This window comes from Neobacillus sp. BP17, assembly GCF_059579525.1.
The window spans coordinates 1,360,670-1,377,054 of the sequence record NZ_CM184198.1 but is presented as its reverse complement, the minus strand read 5'-3'; the positions used below and the strand labels follow the sequence as shown (position 1 = coordinate 1,377,054).

At 36.1% G+C, this 16,385-nt stretch carries 18 protein-coding genes; 5 read left to right on the top strand and 13 right to left on the bottom strand.

The features are described 5' to 3' along the window. Positions 1-27 precede the first annotated feature (27 nt). Positions 28-1,014 (bottom strand): M14 family zinc carboxypeptidase, encoded by a 987-nt coding sequence (locus AC4QJR_RS06560; protein ID WP_496525700.1) that lies wholly within the window; start codon positions 1,012-1,014, stop codon positions 28-30. A gap of 137 nt (positions 1,015-1,151) precedes the next feature. Between AC4QJR_RS06560 and AC4QJR_RS06555 the strand changes: the two genes are divergently transcribed. Further along, positions 1,152-1,406: a YhdB family protein gene (locus tag AC4QJR_RS06555; RefSeq protein ID WP_026565946.1), complete on the top strand. Its 255-nt coding sequence runs from the start codon at positions 1,152-1,154 to the stop codon at positions 1,404-1,406. A 149-nt stretch (positions 1,407-1,555) separates the two neighbouring features. On the opposite strand, the gene AC4QJR_RS06550 is transcribed toward AC4QJR_RS06555, so the two are convergent. Both AC4QJR_RS06550 and AC4QJR_RS06545 read right to left on the bottom strand, forming a co-directional pair. Next, positions 1,556-3,298: a phospho-sugar mutase gene (locus AC4QJR_RS06550; protein WP_496525699.1), complete on the bottom strand. Its 1,743-nt coding sequence runs from the start codon at positions 3,296-3,298 to the stop codon at positions 1,556-1,558. Positions 3,299-3,491: 193 nt separating this feature from the next. After that, positions 3,492-3,878 carry a YhcU family protein gene (locus AC4QJR_RS06545; protein ID WP_496525698.1) on the bottom strand — a complete coding sequence of 129 codons (387 nt, stop codon included), beginning with the start codon at positions 3,876-3,878 and terminating at the stop codon, positions 3,492-3,494. Positions 3,879-3,985: 107 nt separating this feature from the next. Here AC4QJR_RS06545 and AC4QJR_RS06540 point away from each other — a divergent pair, with 107 nt between their 5' ends. Continuing rightward, positions 3,986-4,909 (top strand): RluA family pseudouridine synthase, encoded by a 924-nt coding sequence (locus AC4QJR_RS06540; protein ID WP_496525697.1) that lies wholly within the window; start codon positions 3,986-3,988, stop codon positions 4,907-4,909. Positions 4,910-4,960: 51 nt separating this feature from the next. Here the strand turns inward: AC4QJR_RS06540 and AC4QJR_RS06535 are convergent, their stop codons facing one another. Further along, positions 4,961-5,218 (bottom strand): GlsB/YeaQ/YmgE family stress response membrane protein, encoded by a 258-nt coding sequence (locus AC4QJR_RS06535; protein WP_098572117.1) that lies wholly within the window; start codon positions 5,216-5,218, stop codon positions 4,961-4,963. Positions 5,219-5,612: 394 nt separating this feature from the next. On the opposite strand from AC4QJR_RS06535, the gene AC4QJR_RS06530 reads away from it, so the two are divergent. From AC4QJR_RS06530 to AC4QJR_RS06520, 3 genes are all read left to right on the top strand, one after another. Further along, positions 5,613-6,230: a DUF47 domain-containing protein gene (locus tag AC4QJR_RS06530; protein ID WP_251456635.1), complete on the top strand. Its 618-nt coding sequence runs from the start codon at positions 5,613-5,615 to the stop codon at positions 6,228-6,230. Between the two features lie 11 nt (positions 6,231-6,241). After that, positions 6,242-7,249 (top strand): inorganic phosphate transporter, encoded by a 1,008-nt coding sequence (locus AC4QJR_RS06525; RefSeq protein ID WP_496525696.1) that lies wholly within the window; start codon positions 6,242-6,244, stop codon positions 7,247-7,249. A gap of 106 nt (positions 7,250-7,355) precedes the next feature. Continuing rightward, a complete protein-coding gene (locus AC4QJR_RS06520) occupies positions 7,356-7,943 on the top strand; it encodes a YitT family protein (RefSeq protein WP_098572115.1) in 588 nt (195 codons plus the stop codon). Positions 7,944-7,979: 36 nt separating this feature from the next. On the opposite strand, the gene AC4QJR_RS06515 is transcribed toward AC4QJR_RS06520, so the two are convergent. The 9 genes from AC4QJR_RS06515 to AC4QJR_RS06475 form a co-directional block, all read right to left on the bottom strand. Beyond that, on the bottom strand, positions 7,980-8,507 hold the full coding sequence (locus tag AC4QJR_RS06515; protein ID WP_496525695.1) for a hypothetical protein: 528 nt from the start codon (positions 8,505-8,507) through the stop codon (positions 7,980-7,982). 15 nt (positions 8,508-8,522) lie between these two features. After that, positions 8,523-11,225: a hypothetical protein gene (locus AC4QJR_RS06510; protein WP_496525694.1), complete on the bottom strand. Its 2,703-nt coding sequence runs from the start codon at positions 11,223-11,225 to the stop codon at positions 8,523-8,525. Further along, the gene (locus AC4QJR_RS06505; protein ID WP_496525693.1) at positions 11,222-12,634 is read right to left on the bottom strand and encodes a glycosyltransferase family 2 protein; all 1,413 of its coding nucleotides are present in this window, start codon (positions 12,632-12,634) and stop codon (positions 11,222-11,224) included. Before AC4QJR_RS06505 ends, AC4QJR_RS06510 begins: the two co-directional genes overlap by 4 nt. A 3-nt stretch (positions 12,635-12,637) precedes the next feature. Then, positions 12,638-13,675, bottom strand: a complete 1,038-nt coding sequence (locus tag AC4QJR_RS06500; RefSeq protein ID WP_496525692.1) for a HEAT repeat domain-containing protein — start codon at positions 13,673-13,675, stop codon at positions 12,638-12,640. Then, positions 13,662-14,099, bottom strand: coding sequence for a response regulator (locus tag AC4QJR_RS06495; RefSeq protein WP_496525691.1), 438 nt, complete (start codon positions 14,097-14,099; stop codon positions 13,662-13,664). Before AC4QJR_RS06495 ends, AC4QJR_RS06500 begins: the two co-directional genes overlap by 14 nt. Positions 14,100-14,342: 243 nt before the next feature. After that, positions 14,343-15,146: a pyrroline-5-carboxylate reductase gene (proC, locus tag AC4QJR_RS06490; protein ID WP_496525690.1), complete on the bottom strand. Its 804-nt coding sequence runs from the start codon at positions 15,144-15,146 to the stop codon at positions 14,343-14,345. A gap of 14 nt (positions 15,147-15,160) precedes the next feature. Next, positions 15,161-15,673, bottom strand: coding sequence for a DUF3189 family protein (locus AC4QJR_RS06485; protein WP_496525689.1), 513 nt, complete (start codon positions 15,671-15,673; stop codon positions 15,161-15,163). A gap of 115 nt (positions 15,674-15,788) precedes the next feature. Continuing rightward, complete coding sequence (locus AC4QJR_RS06480) at positions 15,789-16,187, bottom strand: cytidine deaminase (RefSeq protein WP_098572202.1); 399 nt, start codon at positions 16,185-16,187, stop codon at positions 15,789-15,791. 25 nt (positions 16,188-16,212) lie between these two features. Beyond that, positions 16,213-16,383 (bottom strand): XapX domain-containing protein, encoded by a 171-nt coding sequence (locus tag AC4QJR_RS06475; RefSeq protein WP_098572109.1) that lies wholly within the window; start codon positions 16,381-16,383, stop codon positions 16,213-16,215. Positions 16,384-16,385 lie beyond the last annotated feature (2 nt).

The following is a 16,385-nucleotide window of genomic DNA, read 5'->3' as shown; positions in this document are numbered from 1 at the left end:
TAGAAAAAACAATGGGCAAGTATGGCTTTAATTTGATATTTTTTTAGCCTCTTTTGCAATTTTTAATCCTACATATTGATTTCGTTTCCATTCCTTTTGAAAAATTGATAGGGGTGGATTGGTTTCACCAACTAGGTAACTTATTTCGATTGTCATCGCCGGCCTATGATAAGTAGTGATAAACCAATCCGTGAACCCGCCACCCGTTGCGTTTTGATCCGGCACTGCTAATTTATACCCGGTTATCTTCGATATTTTTTTGGCAATCCGTTCATCCCGTTTTAAATTTTCGCCATTTTTATAATTCCAATAAATTTCTCTTCCTGCCGTGTGATATGCAATGGCAATCGTAGGGTTGATTTCCTTAATAAAATTTGTAAGGGATTTTACTTCTTTTGATTCCAGTGGTTTTTTCCCTTTATAGAATTTATACCACGGCGATGCTGGTTCTGGTTTGAGACTTTCCCATCCTGCCGGATATTGCCTGTTCAGGTCAATTCCTATGCCATTTGACTTCCATCGCTGAAAATCTCTTGAGCCATCATTCATCTTGACCAAAAGCTTCTGTTGTTTAGATGAAAAACCTTTCATATCATTCTGTTGGATGGTAACACCATCAGGATTTAACATAGGCACAAACCAGATGGAAACATCATTCAAAATTTGATTGGACTTGAAACCAAAAAAGGTTCTCTCATTATATGTCGATGCATAAGACTCAAGCATTTTCATTAGCATTAGGCTAGTCATCCATTCTCTGCCATGATGCGAACCAATTAAGACCACATTCTTCTTTCCCGTACCTAGCTTGATTGCCCAAATATCGCAGCCAAAGTGGGATGTACCGATTGATTGGACTTTTATTTTTTTTTTATATTTTTTGGTTAGTTTTGAAAGGTCATCTTCTAACATCTCAAAACTATAAGATTTATTGCCTTTAACAATTTTTGCGCTTGTCATATTTTCCTGTTGAACTGTAAAAAAGACGATGATACAGATTATGATTTTAGCCATATGACCTCCATTTGTTAAATTATGCAGGTAAATGTTGAAAACAGCGTAAATACTGAATGTCCAACATTTTCTGTGAAAGTTATCGTCAAAATATCACACAATAATCTCAACTCCTAATAAGGAGGAGATAAAAATAAATGAATAAAATGGATTATGATCGAGCGCTGTATTATACCCATCGTTCTGAGTGGGATAATTTACTGATTTTAATGGTACGAACAAAAGACCAATTCTTATCAAAACGAATTGAACAATTCCTGCATGCCTACAACTTTGAACGTGATTACACTGTTATTGAAACTAAACTGTATAATCTGCTGCGCTACATTGACCATGCAAATGAAACGGTAGAAGCGGACCCTAATGAGATACCGATGTATAGTCTTTCCTAATTTAGCAAGTGAATGCAAATGAAATTGAGAAACTTTTTACTAACCGGACCAAAGAATTCCACCACCAAAAAACACGGCTTCCCCAAGTGGGAAGCCGTGTTTTAAAACAGTCTTAAGATTTTAGTTACACAATCGGATATTGTTGTTAATTAAATTTCCTGAACCATTTTCATTTTATTGTTAACTAACGCCATAAAATCATTTTCAATGGTTTTTAGCTTTGCTTTGCTTTCTTCTAAGCTGTTACTATTGACACCAAAATAGAACTTCACCTTTGGTTCTGTACCAGATGGACGTAAACAAACCCATGAACCATCCTCAAATGTATACTTTAAAACATTCGATTTAGGTAAATCAATTGATTCTTTCCCTTTGTTCGTTACACGAGTACTTGTTAAATAATCCTCCGCAGTGGCTGCAGCTAATGTTCCAAGGCTGGTAATCGGCTCTGCACGGAAAGAAGCCAATAACTGTTGAATTGTCTCTGCGCCTTCCTTGCCTTTTAAGGTTAGGGAGCGTAAGCCTTCTTGGTAATATCCATACTTTTCAAATACCTGCATCAATCCTTCATAGAGGGACATGCCTTGTTTCTTATAAAAAGCACAAACTTCCGTTGCTAAGAGAGCAGCCTGTACCGCATCTTTATCACGAGCAAAATCACCAATTAAATATCCGTAAGACTCTTCATATCCAAATAAAAATTTACGATCGCCAGCTGCCTCATATTGATTGATTTTTTCAGCGATAAATTTAAAACCTGTTAACACATCAACTGTTTCTAATTGATTAGCCTCAGCAATCTTCCGGCCAATTTCAGATGTAACGATTGTTTTTAAAACCACTCCATTCTTTGGCAGTGTTCCTTTTTCCTTTTTCTGGGTAATAATGTAATCCAGTAACAAAGCACCCGTTTGGTTACCAGTGAGAACGACATATTCTCCCTCAGGATTTAATACAGCAATCCCTAAACGATCTGCATCAGGGTCTGTTCCAATTAAAAGATCTGCACCGATTCTTTTCCCATCACGAATCGCTAATTCAAAGGCAGCATGTTCTTCAGGGTTAGGACTTTTTACCGTTGAGAATTCTGGATCCGGAAGTTCTTGTTCTTTGACAATCGTTACATTCTTATATCCCAATGCTGATAGTGCAGCACGGACAGGCTTATTAGCGGTTCCATGGAGTGGCGTAAAGACGATTTTGATATCTGTTTCCTGAGCAAGAGTTGGATTCTCAGATATCGTTAATAGTTTCTCCGTATAAGCTTGGTCAATTTCCGAACCAATCGTTTTAATTAATCCTTCTGCTCTTAATTTTTCTTCACTATCAACCTCAATGAGTAATTCATTTTCAATCTCATTTACCTTTGCAATTACTTCATCTGCCGCTTCTAGTGGCAGTTGGCCACCATCCGATCCATATACTTTATAGCCGTTATATTCAGGTGGGTTATGGCTTGCAGTAACCACAATGCCTGAATAAGCATTTAAATATCTTAGAGCAAATGATAATTCAGGAGTGGGTCTTAATTCATCAAAGACATAGGTTTGAATACCCTTTGTGGCCAAAGTTCTTGCAGCCTCCAGCGCAAATTCTGGAGATTTATGGCGTGAATCATAAGCAATGACTACTCCGCGCTGTTTTGCTTCCATTCCATGGTTTTCTATGTATGCTGCTAGGCCAGCTGATGCTTTGCGGACAGTATAAAGGTTCATTCGGTTGGTACCAACCCCAATTTCTCCACGCATACCACCAGTACCAAATTCTAAATTTTTATAAAAGGCTTCCTCTAACTGCCTCTCATCCTTCATTAATTCATTTAATTGATTCTGCAATTCAGTATCCAATCCGTCAAATTCCATCCAACTCTTTGCTGTCTGTTTCCAATTCATGTCGATTCCCTCCAAATTTTGTCTACTGTTATTGTTTCTAATATCAACACTGTTACTCCTTTAAAAATCTTATCAAATTAAACGACAATTTTCGCAGAAGTAAATTTATTCAGTTCTTTTTCTATATTACCTCATATCCTACAATTTTTAGTAGAAAAAAATAAAAGCCTGCATGTGCAGACTTTTATTTAACTTATATTAGTAACTCATTATCAGCTTTAGAATAGATACTTAACATAGGAATTCTTATACTTTTTGCTTCTTCGAAATGTTCATATTTGAATGGAAACAGTAAACCAAACTCCGTTAATGTCTCCACATTCTTATTAAATAATGTTGCATACTGCTCATCAGGTTGAGAGGACTCTAGAATGGAGATTAATGTTTGAATACATGTCATTACCTGAAAGGCATCTTTTAATGTATTAAACTCTTCAGATGTATGAAGAACTTTTAATCGCTCAAAACGAAAAATCTCCTCATCAGTAAAGTAGAGCGGAAATATATTCGAATAAATGTACCTCACCAGTCCGTTAATTTCTTTTTCTTGACTTGGCGTCGAGGCAAATACAATTTTCACTTAAAACCCACCTTTGCCATCGCTTATTTCTGACGTATTGTATATGATAAGAATAACATAACTAAGTCAGTATTGACCGTGGTAATTATAACCTTAAGGAGAATTAAATGCTAAACACAATGCGAATGGGAGAATGGTTTCAAATAGTGGTCCCGTTAGAATGGAATGGAAAAACCATAGAGGAAATTTTTCGGAATGTCTGGGAAGCCCCTAAAAAATTAACCCACACCTTTAGAATGGAGGATAAGGTGAAAATTAATGGAGAACGCGCGAACTGGACTACGCCTCTTATCAAGGGTTCCAAATTGCAATTAAAACTATTTGAGGACGAAAGTATAGAAATTTTGCCCAAATTTATAGATATAGACATACTTTTTGAGGACGAACATGTTTTGGTTATTAACAAACCACCATTCATGAATAGCCATCCGAATAACCCACTAACAGATCAAGATACACTGGTTAATGCAGTACAATTTTATCTTCAAGCCAAAGGAGAAAATCGGAACATCCGTCAAGTTCACCGATTAGATCGAGATACATCAGGTGCCATTCTCCTTGCTAAACATTCACTAGCAGGGGCTATACTGGACCAGATGCTTTTTAAGAGAAATATTAAAAGAACCTACATTGCGTTAGTTCATGGGGTAGTTAAACAAAAAAGAGGCTCTATTAACGAACCGATTGGACGGGATCGCCATCATGCAACTAAAAGGAGAATTTCTCCAACGGGTCAATCTGCCCTTACCCATTACACGGTAGTAAAAGTGGACAAAGAGAAACAACTTTCATATATAAAATGTTGGCTCGATACTGGGAGAACACATCAAATCAGGGTTCATTTAAGTTACTTAGGGCATCCATTAGTTGGAGATACGTTGTATGGCGGAAAACCAATTGTGAATAGACAAGCACTGCATGCCGCAAAGATTGAATTCATTCATCCATTTACTCAGGAAAAGATTGTATGTCATGCTCCATTTGTGGATCGACCTGTAATTTTTAAGAATATTGATATCCTTTCATTATAAAGCACAAAAAAGCCTCCGAGCATTTCGGAGGCCTTCTCAAGTAAAGAGATATTATCTATCGGTTCTTCTAAAGGCTCGCAGAATGAAACTTACTAGCAAGACCAAAACAGCTGACCCAATAATTGCAGGAATTATTGCAAAATCAGCGACATGCGGCCCCCAATCACCTAAAACCGCAGTTCCAAGCCATGCCCCAACAAAACCTGCAATGATATTACCAATAATGCCACCCGGAATATCTCTTCCAACGATAAGACCGGCTAACCATCCAATAATCCCACCAATAATTAATGCCCAAATGAAACTCATTCAGTACACTCCTTTTTAGTAACCAATTATTTTGTCTCAGGCAGTTGGAAAAGTAACTTATTTTCATGCTACCTGTATTAATAAAGTACCCTATTTTCTTTTATATACTCAGAAAAGAAAAAAAAGATAAATTCTTAACACGGGAACTAAGTACATAAATACATAAATTTAGGCAAAAGTAAAAATATCTTTATTTCAGAACTAATTAACAACATATTAATGTAAAGATTTTGTTAACATACATAAAATTTGTTTCAATAAATTGAACGATTCAAAAGATTCTAATGTTAAGTTTTTGTAAATTTATAAAGAATTTGTTTCATTTTTCGACATTTTTCAGATAAAATTACTTGGGTCGGTATACGATTGTTTAATTGAAAATGGGGGTAATCACATGGCATTTAAAAAAGTAGATAAATTCTCAGCATTACTTAGTAATATTTCTGCAAACTTAAAGGAAAGTGCAAATTTCTTTACTGATTACAAATTGAAAAATGTGAGTGATTTAAAAATTTTCTCAGAGAAAATGAAGGAACTTGAAACAAAAGGTGATACATATGTGCATGAAGTAATTAAGGAATTGAATGATGCATTCATCACTCCGATTGAACGGGAAGACATCCTTCACCTAGCAATGAGTATGGATGATGTACTTGATGGGCTTGAAGGTTGTGCCGCATTATTTGAAATGTACTCTATTACAAATGCAGATGAATTCATGAAGAAATTTGTGGATGCGATTCAAGGTAGTGTCCATGAAATTGACAAAGCCGTTGAACTACTTTCCAATAAAAAGTTACAGCAAATAAGAGAACATGCCATTAAGATAAAGGATTTTGAATCCAACTGCGATAATGTCTTACGCCAGTCGATTAAAAATTTATTTACGGTCGAAAAAGACCCGATCCGAATTATCCAATACAAAGAAATTTATGAAAACCTTGAAGATATTGCCGACTATTGTCAAACAGTTGCCAATACACTTGAAACCATTATCATGAAAAATGCCTAAGGAGCAAACATATGAGCGTTGTATTAATTCTTACAATTTTAATTGTCATTGGTGCCCTTGCATTTGACTTTATTAATGGATTCCATGATACTGCAAATGCAATTGCTACATCTGTATCCACAAAAGCACTTAAACCACGCCAAGCAATTATTTTAGCAGCAATAATGAATTTTGTTGGAGCATTGACATTTACTGGGGTTGCCAAAACTATCTCTAAGGACATTGTTGATCCATTTTCACTTACAGGTGGTCATACAGGATCAATTGTTATTTTTGCAGCACTACTTTCTGCTATCATTTGGAATTTACTTACTTGGTATTATGGAATTCCAAGCAGTTCTTCACATGCGATTATCGGATCCATTGCTGGAGCTGCCATTGCGGCGAAGGGGTTTGATGTAATAAAGGCTGAAGGTTTTATTAAAATTCTTGAGGCGTTAATTCTATCACCTATTTTAGCTTTTACCGTTGGATACATTGTTTACAGTATTTTTAAGGTCGTTTTTAAGAACTTTAATTTAACTAAAACGAATCGATCATTTCGTTTAATTCAAATTGCAACGGCCGCGTTGCAATCCTATTCACACGGAACAAACGATGCACAAAAATCAATGGGGATTATTACCATGGCTCTTTTAGCTAACGGTTATCTTCATACAGATGAAGTTCCTTTTTGGGTTCAACTCTCTTGTGCGATTGCAATGGGACTAGGGACCTCGATTGGCGGATGGAAGATTATCAAAACTGTTGGTGGTAAAATTATGAAGATTCGGCCTATCAACGGTGTTGCAGCCGATTTAACAGGGGCAGCAATTATCTTCGGTGCTACTTATATTCATTTACCTGTTAGTACAACTCATGTTATCTCATCAGGAATCTTAGGTGTAGGTGCTTCTCATCGCTTAAAAGGAGTTAAATGGGGTACTGCCCAACGAATGTTAATAACATGGGTTATTACACTTCCAATCACAATCCTTTTAGCAAGTATTATCTACTTCATCCTTAATATCTTCTTTTAAAAAAGAAACCAGAAATATTTTCTGGTTTCTTTTTTGCTATATCACTTCTAAAAGTACCGAACGCTCATATTTTTATGATAGAGGACAAGTTTTGGGGTGATGGTTGATGAAAGAAAAACTAGCAGCAATGCTGCTCGGGAGTTTGCTCTTAAGCCTTGGAGTAAATGGATTTTTAGTTCCCTATCATTTACTTGATGGAGGAGTCATCGGGTTAGGACTAATCATTCATTATTTTTACGGATGGCCGGCTGGACTAAGTATTATTGTATTAAGTCTGCCTTTATATGTGTTGGCCTGGTTCTTTGAGAGGCGCTATTTCTACTACAGCCTCCATGGACTTATCATCTCTTCCTTTTGTATTGATTTTCTATCCTTTATTAATGGTAAAATTGAAATAGGGATATTACCAAGTACAATTATTGGCGGATTGCTTGTCGGAATTGGAATAGGTCTAATGCTTCGCTATGAAACCAGTACAGGCGGGACAGATTTGCTTGCCCAATTATTAACTAAATTTACTTCTGTTAATATTGGGATCATCATCTTCTTAATAGATGGTCTAGTCATCACAAGCGGTATTCAGGTTGTCGGGTTGGAGAAGTTCTTTTATTCTCTACTCACGATCATATGCGTCGGCGTTATGACGGCGTTAACAGTAAGAGGTAACAATAATCAACATTTTCCTTATTATTAAACAAAAGGAAGGACAGAGCTTGTCCTTTCCGTAATACTACTTTCCCAATATGTCCATTGTTCGATACGTTTCTTTCATAATTCCATAGGATCTCTTCAACCGTTCATTAAATGATGGTTCTTCCCACTTCTTCCAGCTATATATATATGCATCTGACTCGTGAATCCGATTCTTATTTGTTTTAGGTAATGTTTGAGTGACCTTCCCTAGTTCTGTTGTTACTAATGCGAGTCGAATTCCACTTGTTTCATCACTGCCAGATAAACCACTTTCCCAGACATCACCCATTACTTCCTTTAAACTAGGGTCTTTCACATTCAAGAGCTGCCATGGAATCCTTCCTTCGATCACTTTTCTATCATTACTAATGCTAACATCTGTTAATGAGTCGAATTCTTTACTATTTGGATTGGCGTTCCCAAACTTTAGTTTTCCTGTCTCGTAACTCGCAAATGGAATTACCTCTTTGGTAGTTGGAATTGTTAATTCCTTATTAAGAGCAAGCCTGATGGGATGAAATACACCATTATTCTTTTGATTGGCATACGGTTCCTCAGCAATCATCTTCAGAAGATGGGCCTACTGATAATAAAAGGCATCATAGTAACTATCGACCATGATACTTGAAGTCTCATGTCCTGTAAGACTTACTAAAAAATCAACTCCAAAGTCTGTTTTGATTGATATATGATCGTTTAATGGAATTTGGGTTTGGCCCTGTTGCTTAATAGAGTCAAGCAGAAGGAAGGTTCCTTGTCTGCGAAAATCAACTGGTCGATTATATTTTAACAGGAAATATAAATATCCATTGTCAGAGGTCAACCGAACTTCATTTAAAGTGGCCTTTTTATCTTTGCTAGGATGACTCTTCTTGACTCCCGATAATTCCCAATCCTTAGCATTTCCATCCACAATAATTTCTTTTTCTTTTTTCCCAGGTTCAAATTCTAATAAGCCAAAGTGCTGTTCATTTGTTTGCACGTTATTCCAAAATGGCCTTCGGTCGGGATTATCAAAATCCATGGTATTCCATGTTCGCTTAAACCATTCATCCTGCCAAGTGAAGACAAGCCCCCCCATATAGCCTTCTGATACAATTGATTCATATAAATGCTTATTTATATTTCCTTGTTCTTCTTCTGAATGAAATCCTTGGTTCATTCCATATGCATTTTTATGTGTTAACCCTCTTGAAGACGGAACACCAAATTCTGCAACAAGCACTGGCATTTGATGGACAGCACGCAGCTCATTTAAATAGCCAGCATAATTGTTTTTCTTCCCCGTTTCATCTACATAATTAAGGTATGACTTTTCATAGTTAAGAAAATCAGGATAATATGGATAGATATGATAGGAGGCAAATATTCCTGCAGAAAACTGTTTTGTTGCCTTAATATGATTTGGATTCACAGAAACCATATCTTCATTCTCCAGTGGTTCAGTGGGATGCTTCAACAAATCTGTTGTAACCCAGTTCGTAAAACTCATTGAATGCTGCCACTGGTAGTGTTTCACCTCATAATCAGCAGCATAATCCATTAAACCAGCGAGCCAAATTTCAAACGGATTAGCCCCTTCTGTTTTAAAGTATTTCCCTGTAAATTGACTAATTTTTGAATGCTTATCATTCGTGTTGGTGACCATGGCTGGATCCCATTCCGTGCCAACAATGATTCCCAGAATGTACTTCGAAATATCGTACTTATATTCACCTGACGCATGGCCTGGCCGGTCTGGAATGTTTGCTTTTCCATGGATTATATCTATCATATTTTTTATTTCCAGCTTCGCGTCGTCTAGATTTACTTTGGCAAAGGCATCTTGTGTGTGAATCAGATTCTCTTCATTAACCCATGTCCCATGGAATAAGAATAATGGCTTTTTTGCGATTTTGTTATATTCATGAAAGGCTTCATAAAATTGTGGTGGGTGGAGTGTGTAAATTCTTATCGCATTTGCGTTCATTTCACCAATTTCTTTAAACCATCGAAGGTATTCATCTTTGGTAACCGCCGTCTCCCCAGGAAAATAACCAGGTTTTCCTATCCCCATGTTTACACCCTTTATCAAAAGGTCTTCCCATTTCCCATCCTTCTGAATCTGAAGATAAGATTTCCCAGTTTTGCTGTTTGATTTAATACCATTCAGTTCGACAATGTCTACTTTTTCCTGTTGAGTTACCTGGTGTAATCCATACTTTAAAATATCCTTCATCATTGGTACATAAGTCCCCCAATAGAAAGAATCATTAGAACCAACATTCTTCTTCCAAGCATCCAAACCTTTGGTTTGATAAATTCCTGGAACATCAGCTTCATCTGCAAAATCCCCTGAAAAGTAATAGGAAGAATACCGAGCATTTTGATGATAAATCACGGCTGGGAAAGAAGTTGGAATCCCATATCCCTTCAATGTTTCTTTTGCTTCCTTAGTGATTGGCAGCTTATAGTCTGCCAATATTTCCTTATCATCTCTGGCATCAATAATATCGAACCAATAACTGTACTTTCCTTCTAACCTTTGTGTAAAATGTTTTTTTCCGTTTCTAGTCAATTCAAACAGAATACCATTGTTTTTAACGTCCTTTTCTCCAATTACAACGATATAATTGTTTTTACTGACAAATACAAATCCTTTTCCAGTAAATGACCACTTTTTATTTTGCTTCTCATAATTCTCTCTTACCCATTCTGGTACCTCTGTACTATTAAGGTTGGAAAAATAGCGACCGATCCAGCCTGACCATTCTACATTAAGCAAATTCGAGATCTTAGCCTTCGACGATTCTGATGTAGGACTTGCAAACGTATTAAATTCTGCTATTAATGTTTTCCCTTTCGATTGAATAAGTTCTTTTTTTATTTGATTAACTTCATCTGTTTCAAGTCCACCATAAATTTTTGTAGAGTGTCTTCCTGATGGATTTTGTCCGTAAAACTCCTCTTTATATACTCCATATTGATCCGTTAAATAAATCACATCGTATTGTTTTAAATCCTTGGGTAATGAAGTGATCGAATATTTCTTTCCTTCCTTTGGTTCAAATCCTTTATAATCCTCCGTAAATGAATAAGGTTTTTTTCCATTCTTAAAATATTTTGCATTATTTAATATCCAAACCAAGCCTTTATGTTCCCGATACGAAGGATTTGGAACCGTTTTATCAACAATCAACACATTTAATTGTTTCACAGGTTGAATTTGCCATAGCCAAAAGGGGCAGGTGATAATACTTAAAAAAAGAACGGTATACATAATTAAATTAATTGGTTTTTTCATTCGGAAACACCTTTTCTTTTCATTTCTCCCCAACTTCGATCACCGATTATCATCTGCCAAATTCCCTCACATCTCCAAAACACAGTCAACGGCCTATACCAAATGGTTTCTGTTAAGGAATATAAAAATAACTTCATGATATCTGATACTTTTGGATACTTTGTTAGACTCCATTCCTCCAATAGAACCGATGTCATTGAAAAAATAGAACCATATATACAGGAGAGAAGAAATAACAAAATGGCAAATTCTATATAGATCCCCCCAAGTAATAAACAAAGGATCATAAACAGGTATCCTAAACACTCAATGACTGGCCCGAAAAATTCGACAATCCAAAAGTAAGGGAAGGAAATCAAACCAATTGAACCGTATTTAGGGTTAAATGTGATTTTCCTATGTGTCCATAAGCTTTCCAGCAGTCCCCTATGCCATCGTCTCCTCTGCCTGCGAAGGAAGGTCACATCCTCTGGGACCTCCGTCCAACATACAGGATCTGGAACATAGACAATCTTTTTCTTTATTTTTTTTTCCCTTAAGAGTCGATGGATTCTAACAACTAATTCCATATCTTCCCCGACGGTATCTGTTTTATAACCTCCCGCTGCAATCACCCATTGCTTTGAAAAAACTCCAAATGCTCCTGAGATAATTAATAGAAGATTGTGCCGGCTCAAGCCAATTCTTCCCATTAAAAAGGCACGTAAATATTCGATGATTTGCATAACAACTAAAGGTTTATTCGATAAACCGATTTTTTGGATATGACCATTTTTGATTTGGCATCCGTTCGCAATTCGAACACTTCCACCCGAGGCAATCACTTCTTCATTTGAATCAATTATTGGTTTCATCACCTTTAAAAATGCATCCTGTTCAAGAACAGAATCGCCATCTAACGAACAAAAATAAGGGTAATGGGAAAAGTTAAGACCCACATTAAGGGCATCCGCCTTTCCCCCATTCTCCTTATCAATAAGAAACAAATTCGATAAAATAGCTGATTGATAAATCCTGCCTATTGGTTTTGTATCCACTTGCCTTCTTACTACTTTTTTTATTTCCTTCATATCATAGTGCTCGATTACTTTTGCAAGTGTTTGGTCGGTTGATCCATCGTTCACAACAATCACTTCAAATGTTGGATAATCTACACTTAATAAAGAACGCACACTTTGAATAATACCTGCTTCTTCATTGTAAGCAGGAACAATAATTGAAACAGGTTTGGTATAAAATTCATCCGCATAATCCTCATATGCCTGAACTCTGTCAAGTTGATATTCCTTCCGCAACTGAAAAAAAGAGATCATTAAGATAACAGAGTAAAATGAAATGACAATAACCATATATACAGCGATAAACCAAGCAAAAAGCGTTACAACATTTCCCCACTCTAAAATTGCCATTTTCTATACCCCTTTATGAAGCCATTCCCATGCCATATCCTTAGCAAATACATCCTTCGAAGTTTCTAACACTTCCTGTAAGATCTGGTGACCATTTGGAAATTGGCAGATAGCCTCTCCGGCCTGGGACCGAACCCACCACATTTGGTCATGCAAAAGCTCGATTAATCTTGATATCCCTCTTACTTCTTTTAATGAACCAATAAGTTTGGCAGCAATCATTCTTTCTTCCCATTTACTAGAATAGAGTAGTTCTAAGTAGGGGGCTGTATTTTTCACATTGCCCACATTCGATAATGCCTTTAAGGCTCGGAGCCTGATTTCACCTTTATAGACTGAAAAGATATTCTCAAGGAAAGGAAGATAATTTAATTCCTTTTTTATTGAAATTACCTCTAAGATGGCTTTTTGTAACGGCTGACTGCTCTTATGAAAATGAAGAATAAACTTTTCAAATTGCTTCTGCTCGAGGTGGACTAATATCGTACGGTATTCAAATTCAGAGAAATTCTGGTAACGGGTTATTAACAGGTCAAATAAAGATTCATGTTGAAATAATGCAAGGATTCTTAATGAATGAATGAGTTCTGCGTGGGAGAGCTTTTTTTTCTTTGTTAGCATGTAGATTTCATCGTTCAGGAGAGTTAATTTGAAATCTTCAATATGATAGAGAGTATTCATACGTTTACTCCACCTTTTACTATTCAGTTGCTTGCGATACCTCTCTAATAGATACATTGATGCAAGTTCTGTTAATCGTGACTTTTCCTCCTCACCCTCTAAAATTTTGCTGTACCTGCTTAAAAGTTCCTCGATGGCTTTCTGTTCAAGAACTGATTTCGGACTCAGCCCCCTAGAGTATCCGCCTTCTATAAGCATTGTAAAAAGTTTCGTATCATTATTTTCTATATATTGTTCAATTGCCTTCCGTTTTTTAATTTCTAGTGCTTTTCTTATCGTTAAGTATATTAATAAAACCAATAACAACCCTAGAATGGTTATCGTTAGAATTGTTAAGAAAAATAACTCATTCTTCATCATGCAATTTCATCCTCTTGATTAACCTTTCAATCCTAGCTTGAAGTTCTTTAATACTAAAAGGTTTCGTGATATAATCATCCGCTCCTAGCATTAATGCCCTTTCAATGTCCGTTTCCCTTTTTCTCCCAGTCAACATAAGGACATAGATATTTCTTCCACCATCTATTTTTTTTACTTTCTGCAAGATTTCGATACCATCCATAACAGGCATAATACCGTCAAGTATTAAAAAATGTATGCCCTTTTCTTCTAAACGTTTTGATTCAAAGAATTGTTGTCCATCTTCAAATGTTTCAATGTCTAATTCAAAATGATAAAAAGCCATTCCCTTAAGTATCCTTATTAACATGGTTCGAATAATCGCATCGTCATCAATGACCGAAACGAACAAGGTTTCTTTTTTATCTATATTATTTAAATCCATAACTACCTACTTCCTGACTGACGAGCCTTTAAGTATGTATGAAAACAGCCCTTTCCTGTTTTTGATTCATACAATTACTATTCCCTTATTTTCAACAGATTTTAAGTATTTAAAGTTTATAATTAATAATTCCATGTGTCACGCGAAAAACACAGAAAAAGTCGAAAAACAATAAAATTTGTCGAATTTCCTTGAAATCTAAACACAAAAAAGGACCCAAAAATTGGATCCTAAGTTCCCTATTTATAATAGGTTTTTAACTTTATTTGTACAATTGTCCATTGCTGTCATGATTGATCCCCGAAATTGCTTTTCCTCTAAGGTAACAACTGCTTCTATTGTTGCCCCTCCTGGTGTACACACATTATCTTTGAGTTCACCAGGATGTTTTCCGGTTTCAAGGACCATTTTTGCAGCCCCAAGAACAGCTTGAGCAGCTAGTCGATATGCTTTATTCCTTGGTATTCCTTGCCTTACTCCACCATCTGCCATAGCTTCAATAAGCATATACACATATGCCGGGGAGGAACCGCTGATAGCTGGAACGGCATCCATAAGCTTCTCTTCTAGCCTTTCGGTCTTTCCAAAGGTCTGGAACAAGTGCTCTACCTCAATAATTTCATTTTCAGTAAGGTAATCATTCGCACAGATTACACTCATGCCCTCCCCAACTAAAGATGGAGTATTAGGCATTGTTCTAATCGTCTTTATCTGAAAACCAAATGACTTCTCAATATCCATTAAGGTAATTCCAGCAGCAATCGTTACAATGATTACATTTTGTTTTATATCGTTTTTGATTTCCTCGATGATAGTTGCATATAGACCTGGTTTCACCGCAATAATAAGGATGTCAGCAAACCTTGCAACATCTCTATTATTTAATGTTGTGCATATATCAAACTTTTGTTTGATTACTTTTGTTGTATCTTCAGTGTTAGCACTAACAAAAATATTCTCTTTTGGAATCGTTAAAGATTTAACCATTCCTTCGATCATGGCCTGCGCCATTTTTCCTGCCCCAATAAAACCTATTTTCTTTTTCACTTGAATCTCCTCACCTATTTATACATCTCATTCTCCAATACAATGATGTTTTCTGCAAAAGTTGTTTTCCCTATTTCTTTTGTATTTTCCACCAACCTGTATATATTATCACAACATTGTTTAGCACCTATAACTAATAACGGTACTCCAATAAAATCAATTTTTAACCCCCTTGAGAACATTCCGCCCATAGTCATGGCAAAAGGAACAGTTGGTGAAGTATTGGAGAAGACAATTTTTTCATCAAATTTAAATTTTTCTTGTAACAATAAACTCATCTCTTTTAATGCAGGGACCACATATTTGTTTCTTTTGCGTCCAATCGTATAAACAGAGTTTCCATCTTCATCCATTCCATGGAAAATGATCTTACCAAAATCTGCTTTTGTTAATTTATTGAAATATTTCACATTTAAAATCTCTTCTTTTGTCAGTTTTCTTTCAGATTGTGGTAATTGTTTTAAATGGTAGGCCGCTGCTAAGGAAGTTGTATGAGTTCCGCCATAGTCATTATAGATATAAATCATGGAATCATCCTTTATTTTTGCTATGTATATTATGGTCTATTTTAATGTTTCCAATTCAAGGTAATTTTCGCACTAAAAAAGAAGTTTATCTCCATTGGATAAACTTCTCGAATACTTATTTATTTAAATCCTTTGGGGAAAAAGCTCCAGGGAGTAGATCTTTTACAAGGATTTTTTGAACATCACCTTTTAAATTTGTTAGCACAACTTCCATTTCTGCATCACAAAGTTCAGAAATAACCTGACGGCAAGCTCCACAAGGTGAAACCGGACCCTCAGTATCCGCCACAACTACGAGTGAAGCAAATTGTGTAATCCCTTCAGAATAAGCCTTAAACAAAGCAGTTCGCTCTGCACAGTTAGTCATACTATAAGCAGCATTTTCAATATTGCAGCCATGAAATACTTGGCCATCCTTTGATAATAAAGCGGCACCCACTTTGAAATTAGAGTAGGGTACATAAGCATGCTCTCTAGCTTTATTTGCTTCTGCAATTAAGTCTTTCTTTTCCATCATGTTCACACTCCGCCAAGGAATTTTATTGCTGAACTAATTTAGTAATCCACTCAAGAAGCACACCGCCAAAGTACACCCCGAAAACACCGACAACTGCTGAGAATACTGGGGGAGCAGGTATTGGAAGCTTTAAAAATTTAAACAACATACCAACTATTAAACCGGCAATTAAAGCCATTATTACGTCTCTCATCG

Bases quoted from the DNA above. Each gene is read 5' to 3' on its own strand.
- AC4QJR_RS06560 (WP_496525700.1), bottom strand. From the start codon at position 1,014: ATGGCTAAAATCATAATCTGTATCATCGTCTTTTTTACAGTTCAACAG.
- AC4QJR_RS06555 (WP_026565946.1), top strand. From the start codon at position 1,152: ATGAATAAAATGGATTATGATCGAGCGCTGTATTATACCCATCGTTCT.
- AC4QJR_RS06550 (WP_496525699.1), bottom strand. From the start codon at position 3,298: ATGAATTGGAAACAGACAGCAAAGAGTTGGATGGAATTTGACGGATTG.
- AC4QJR_RS06540 (WP_496525697.1), top strand. From the start codon at position 3,986: ATGCTAAACACAATGCGAATGGGAGAATGGTTTCAAATAGTGGTCCCG.
- AC4QJR_RS06535 (WP_098572117.1), bottom strand. From the start codon at position 5,218: ATGAGTTTCATTTGGGCATTAATTATTGGTGGGATTATTGGATGGTTA.
- AC4QJR_RS06530 (WP_251456635.1), top strand. From the start codon at position 5,613: ATGGCATTTAAAAAAGTAGATAAATTCTCAGCATTACTTAGTAATATT.
- AC4QJR_RS06525 (WP_496525696.1), top strand. From the start codon at position 6,242: ATGAGCGTTGTATTAATTCTTACAATTTTAATTGTCATTGGTGCCCTT.
- AC4QJR_RS06520 (WP_098572115.1), top strand. From the start codon at position 7,356: ATGAAAGAAAAACTAGCAGCAATGCTGCTCGGGAGTTTGCTCTTAAGC.
- AC4QJR_RS06515 (WP_496525695.1), bottom strand. From the start codon at position 8,507: ATGATTGCTGAGGAACCGTATGCCAATCAAAAGAATAATGGTGTATTT.
- AC4QJR_RS06510 (WP_496525694.1), bottom strand. From the start codon at position 11,225: ATGAAAAAACCAATTAATTTAATTATGTATACCGTTCTTTTTTTAAGT.
- AC4QJR_RS06505 (WP_496525693.1), bottom strand. From the start codon at position 12,634: ATGGCAATTTTAGAGTGGGGAAATGTTGTAACGCTTTTTGCTTGGTTT.
- AC4QJR_RS06500 (WP_496525692.1), bottom strand. From the start codon at position 13,675: ATGATGAAGAATGAGTTATTTTTCTTAACAATTCTAACGATAACCATT.
- AC4QJR_RS06495 (WP_496525691.1), bottom strand. From the start codon at position 14,099: ATGGATTTAAATAATATAGATAAAAAAGAAACCTTGTTCGTTTCGGTC.
- AC4QJR_RS06485 (WP_496525689.1), bottom strand. From the start codon at position 15,673: ATGATTTATATCTATAATGACTATGGCGGAACTCATACAACTTCCTTA.
- AC4QJR_RS06480 (WP_098572202.1), bottom strand. From the start codon at position 16,187: ATGGAAAAGAAAGACTTAATTGCAGAAGCAAATAAAGCTAGAGAGCAT.
- AC4QJR_RS06475 (WP_098572109.1), bottom strand. From the start codon at position 16,383: ATGAGAGACGTAATAATGGCTTTAATTGCCGGTTTAATAGTTGGTATG.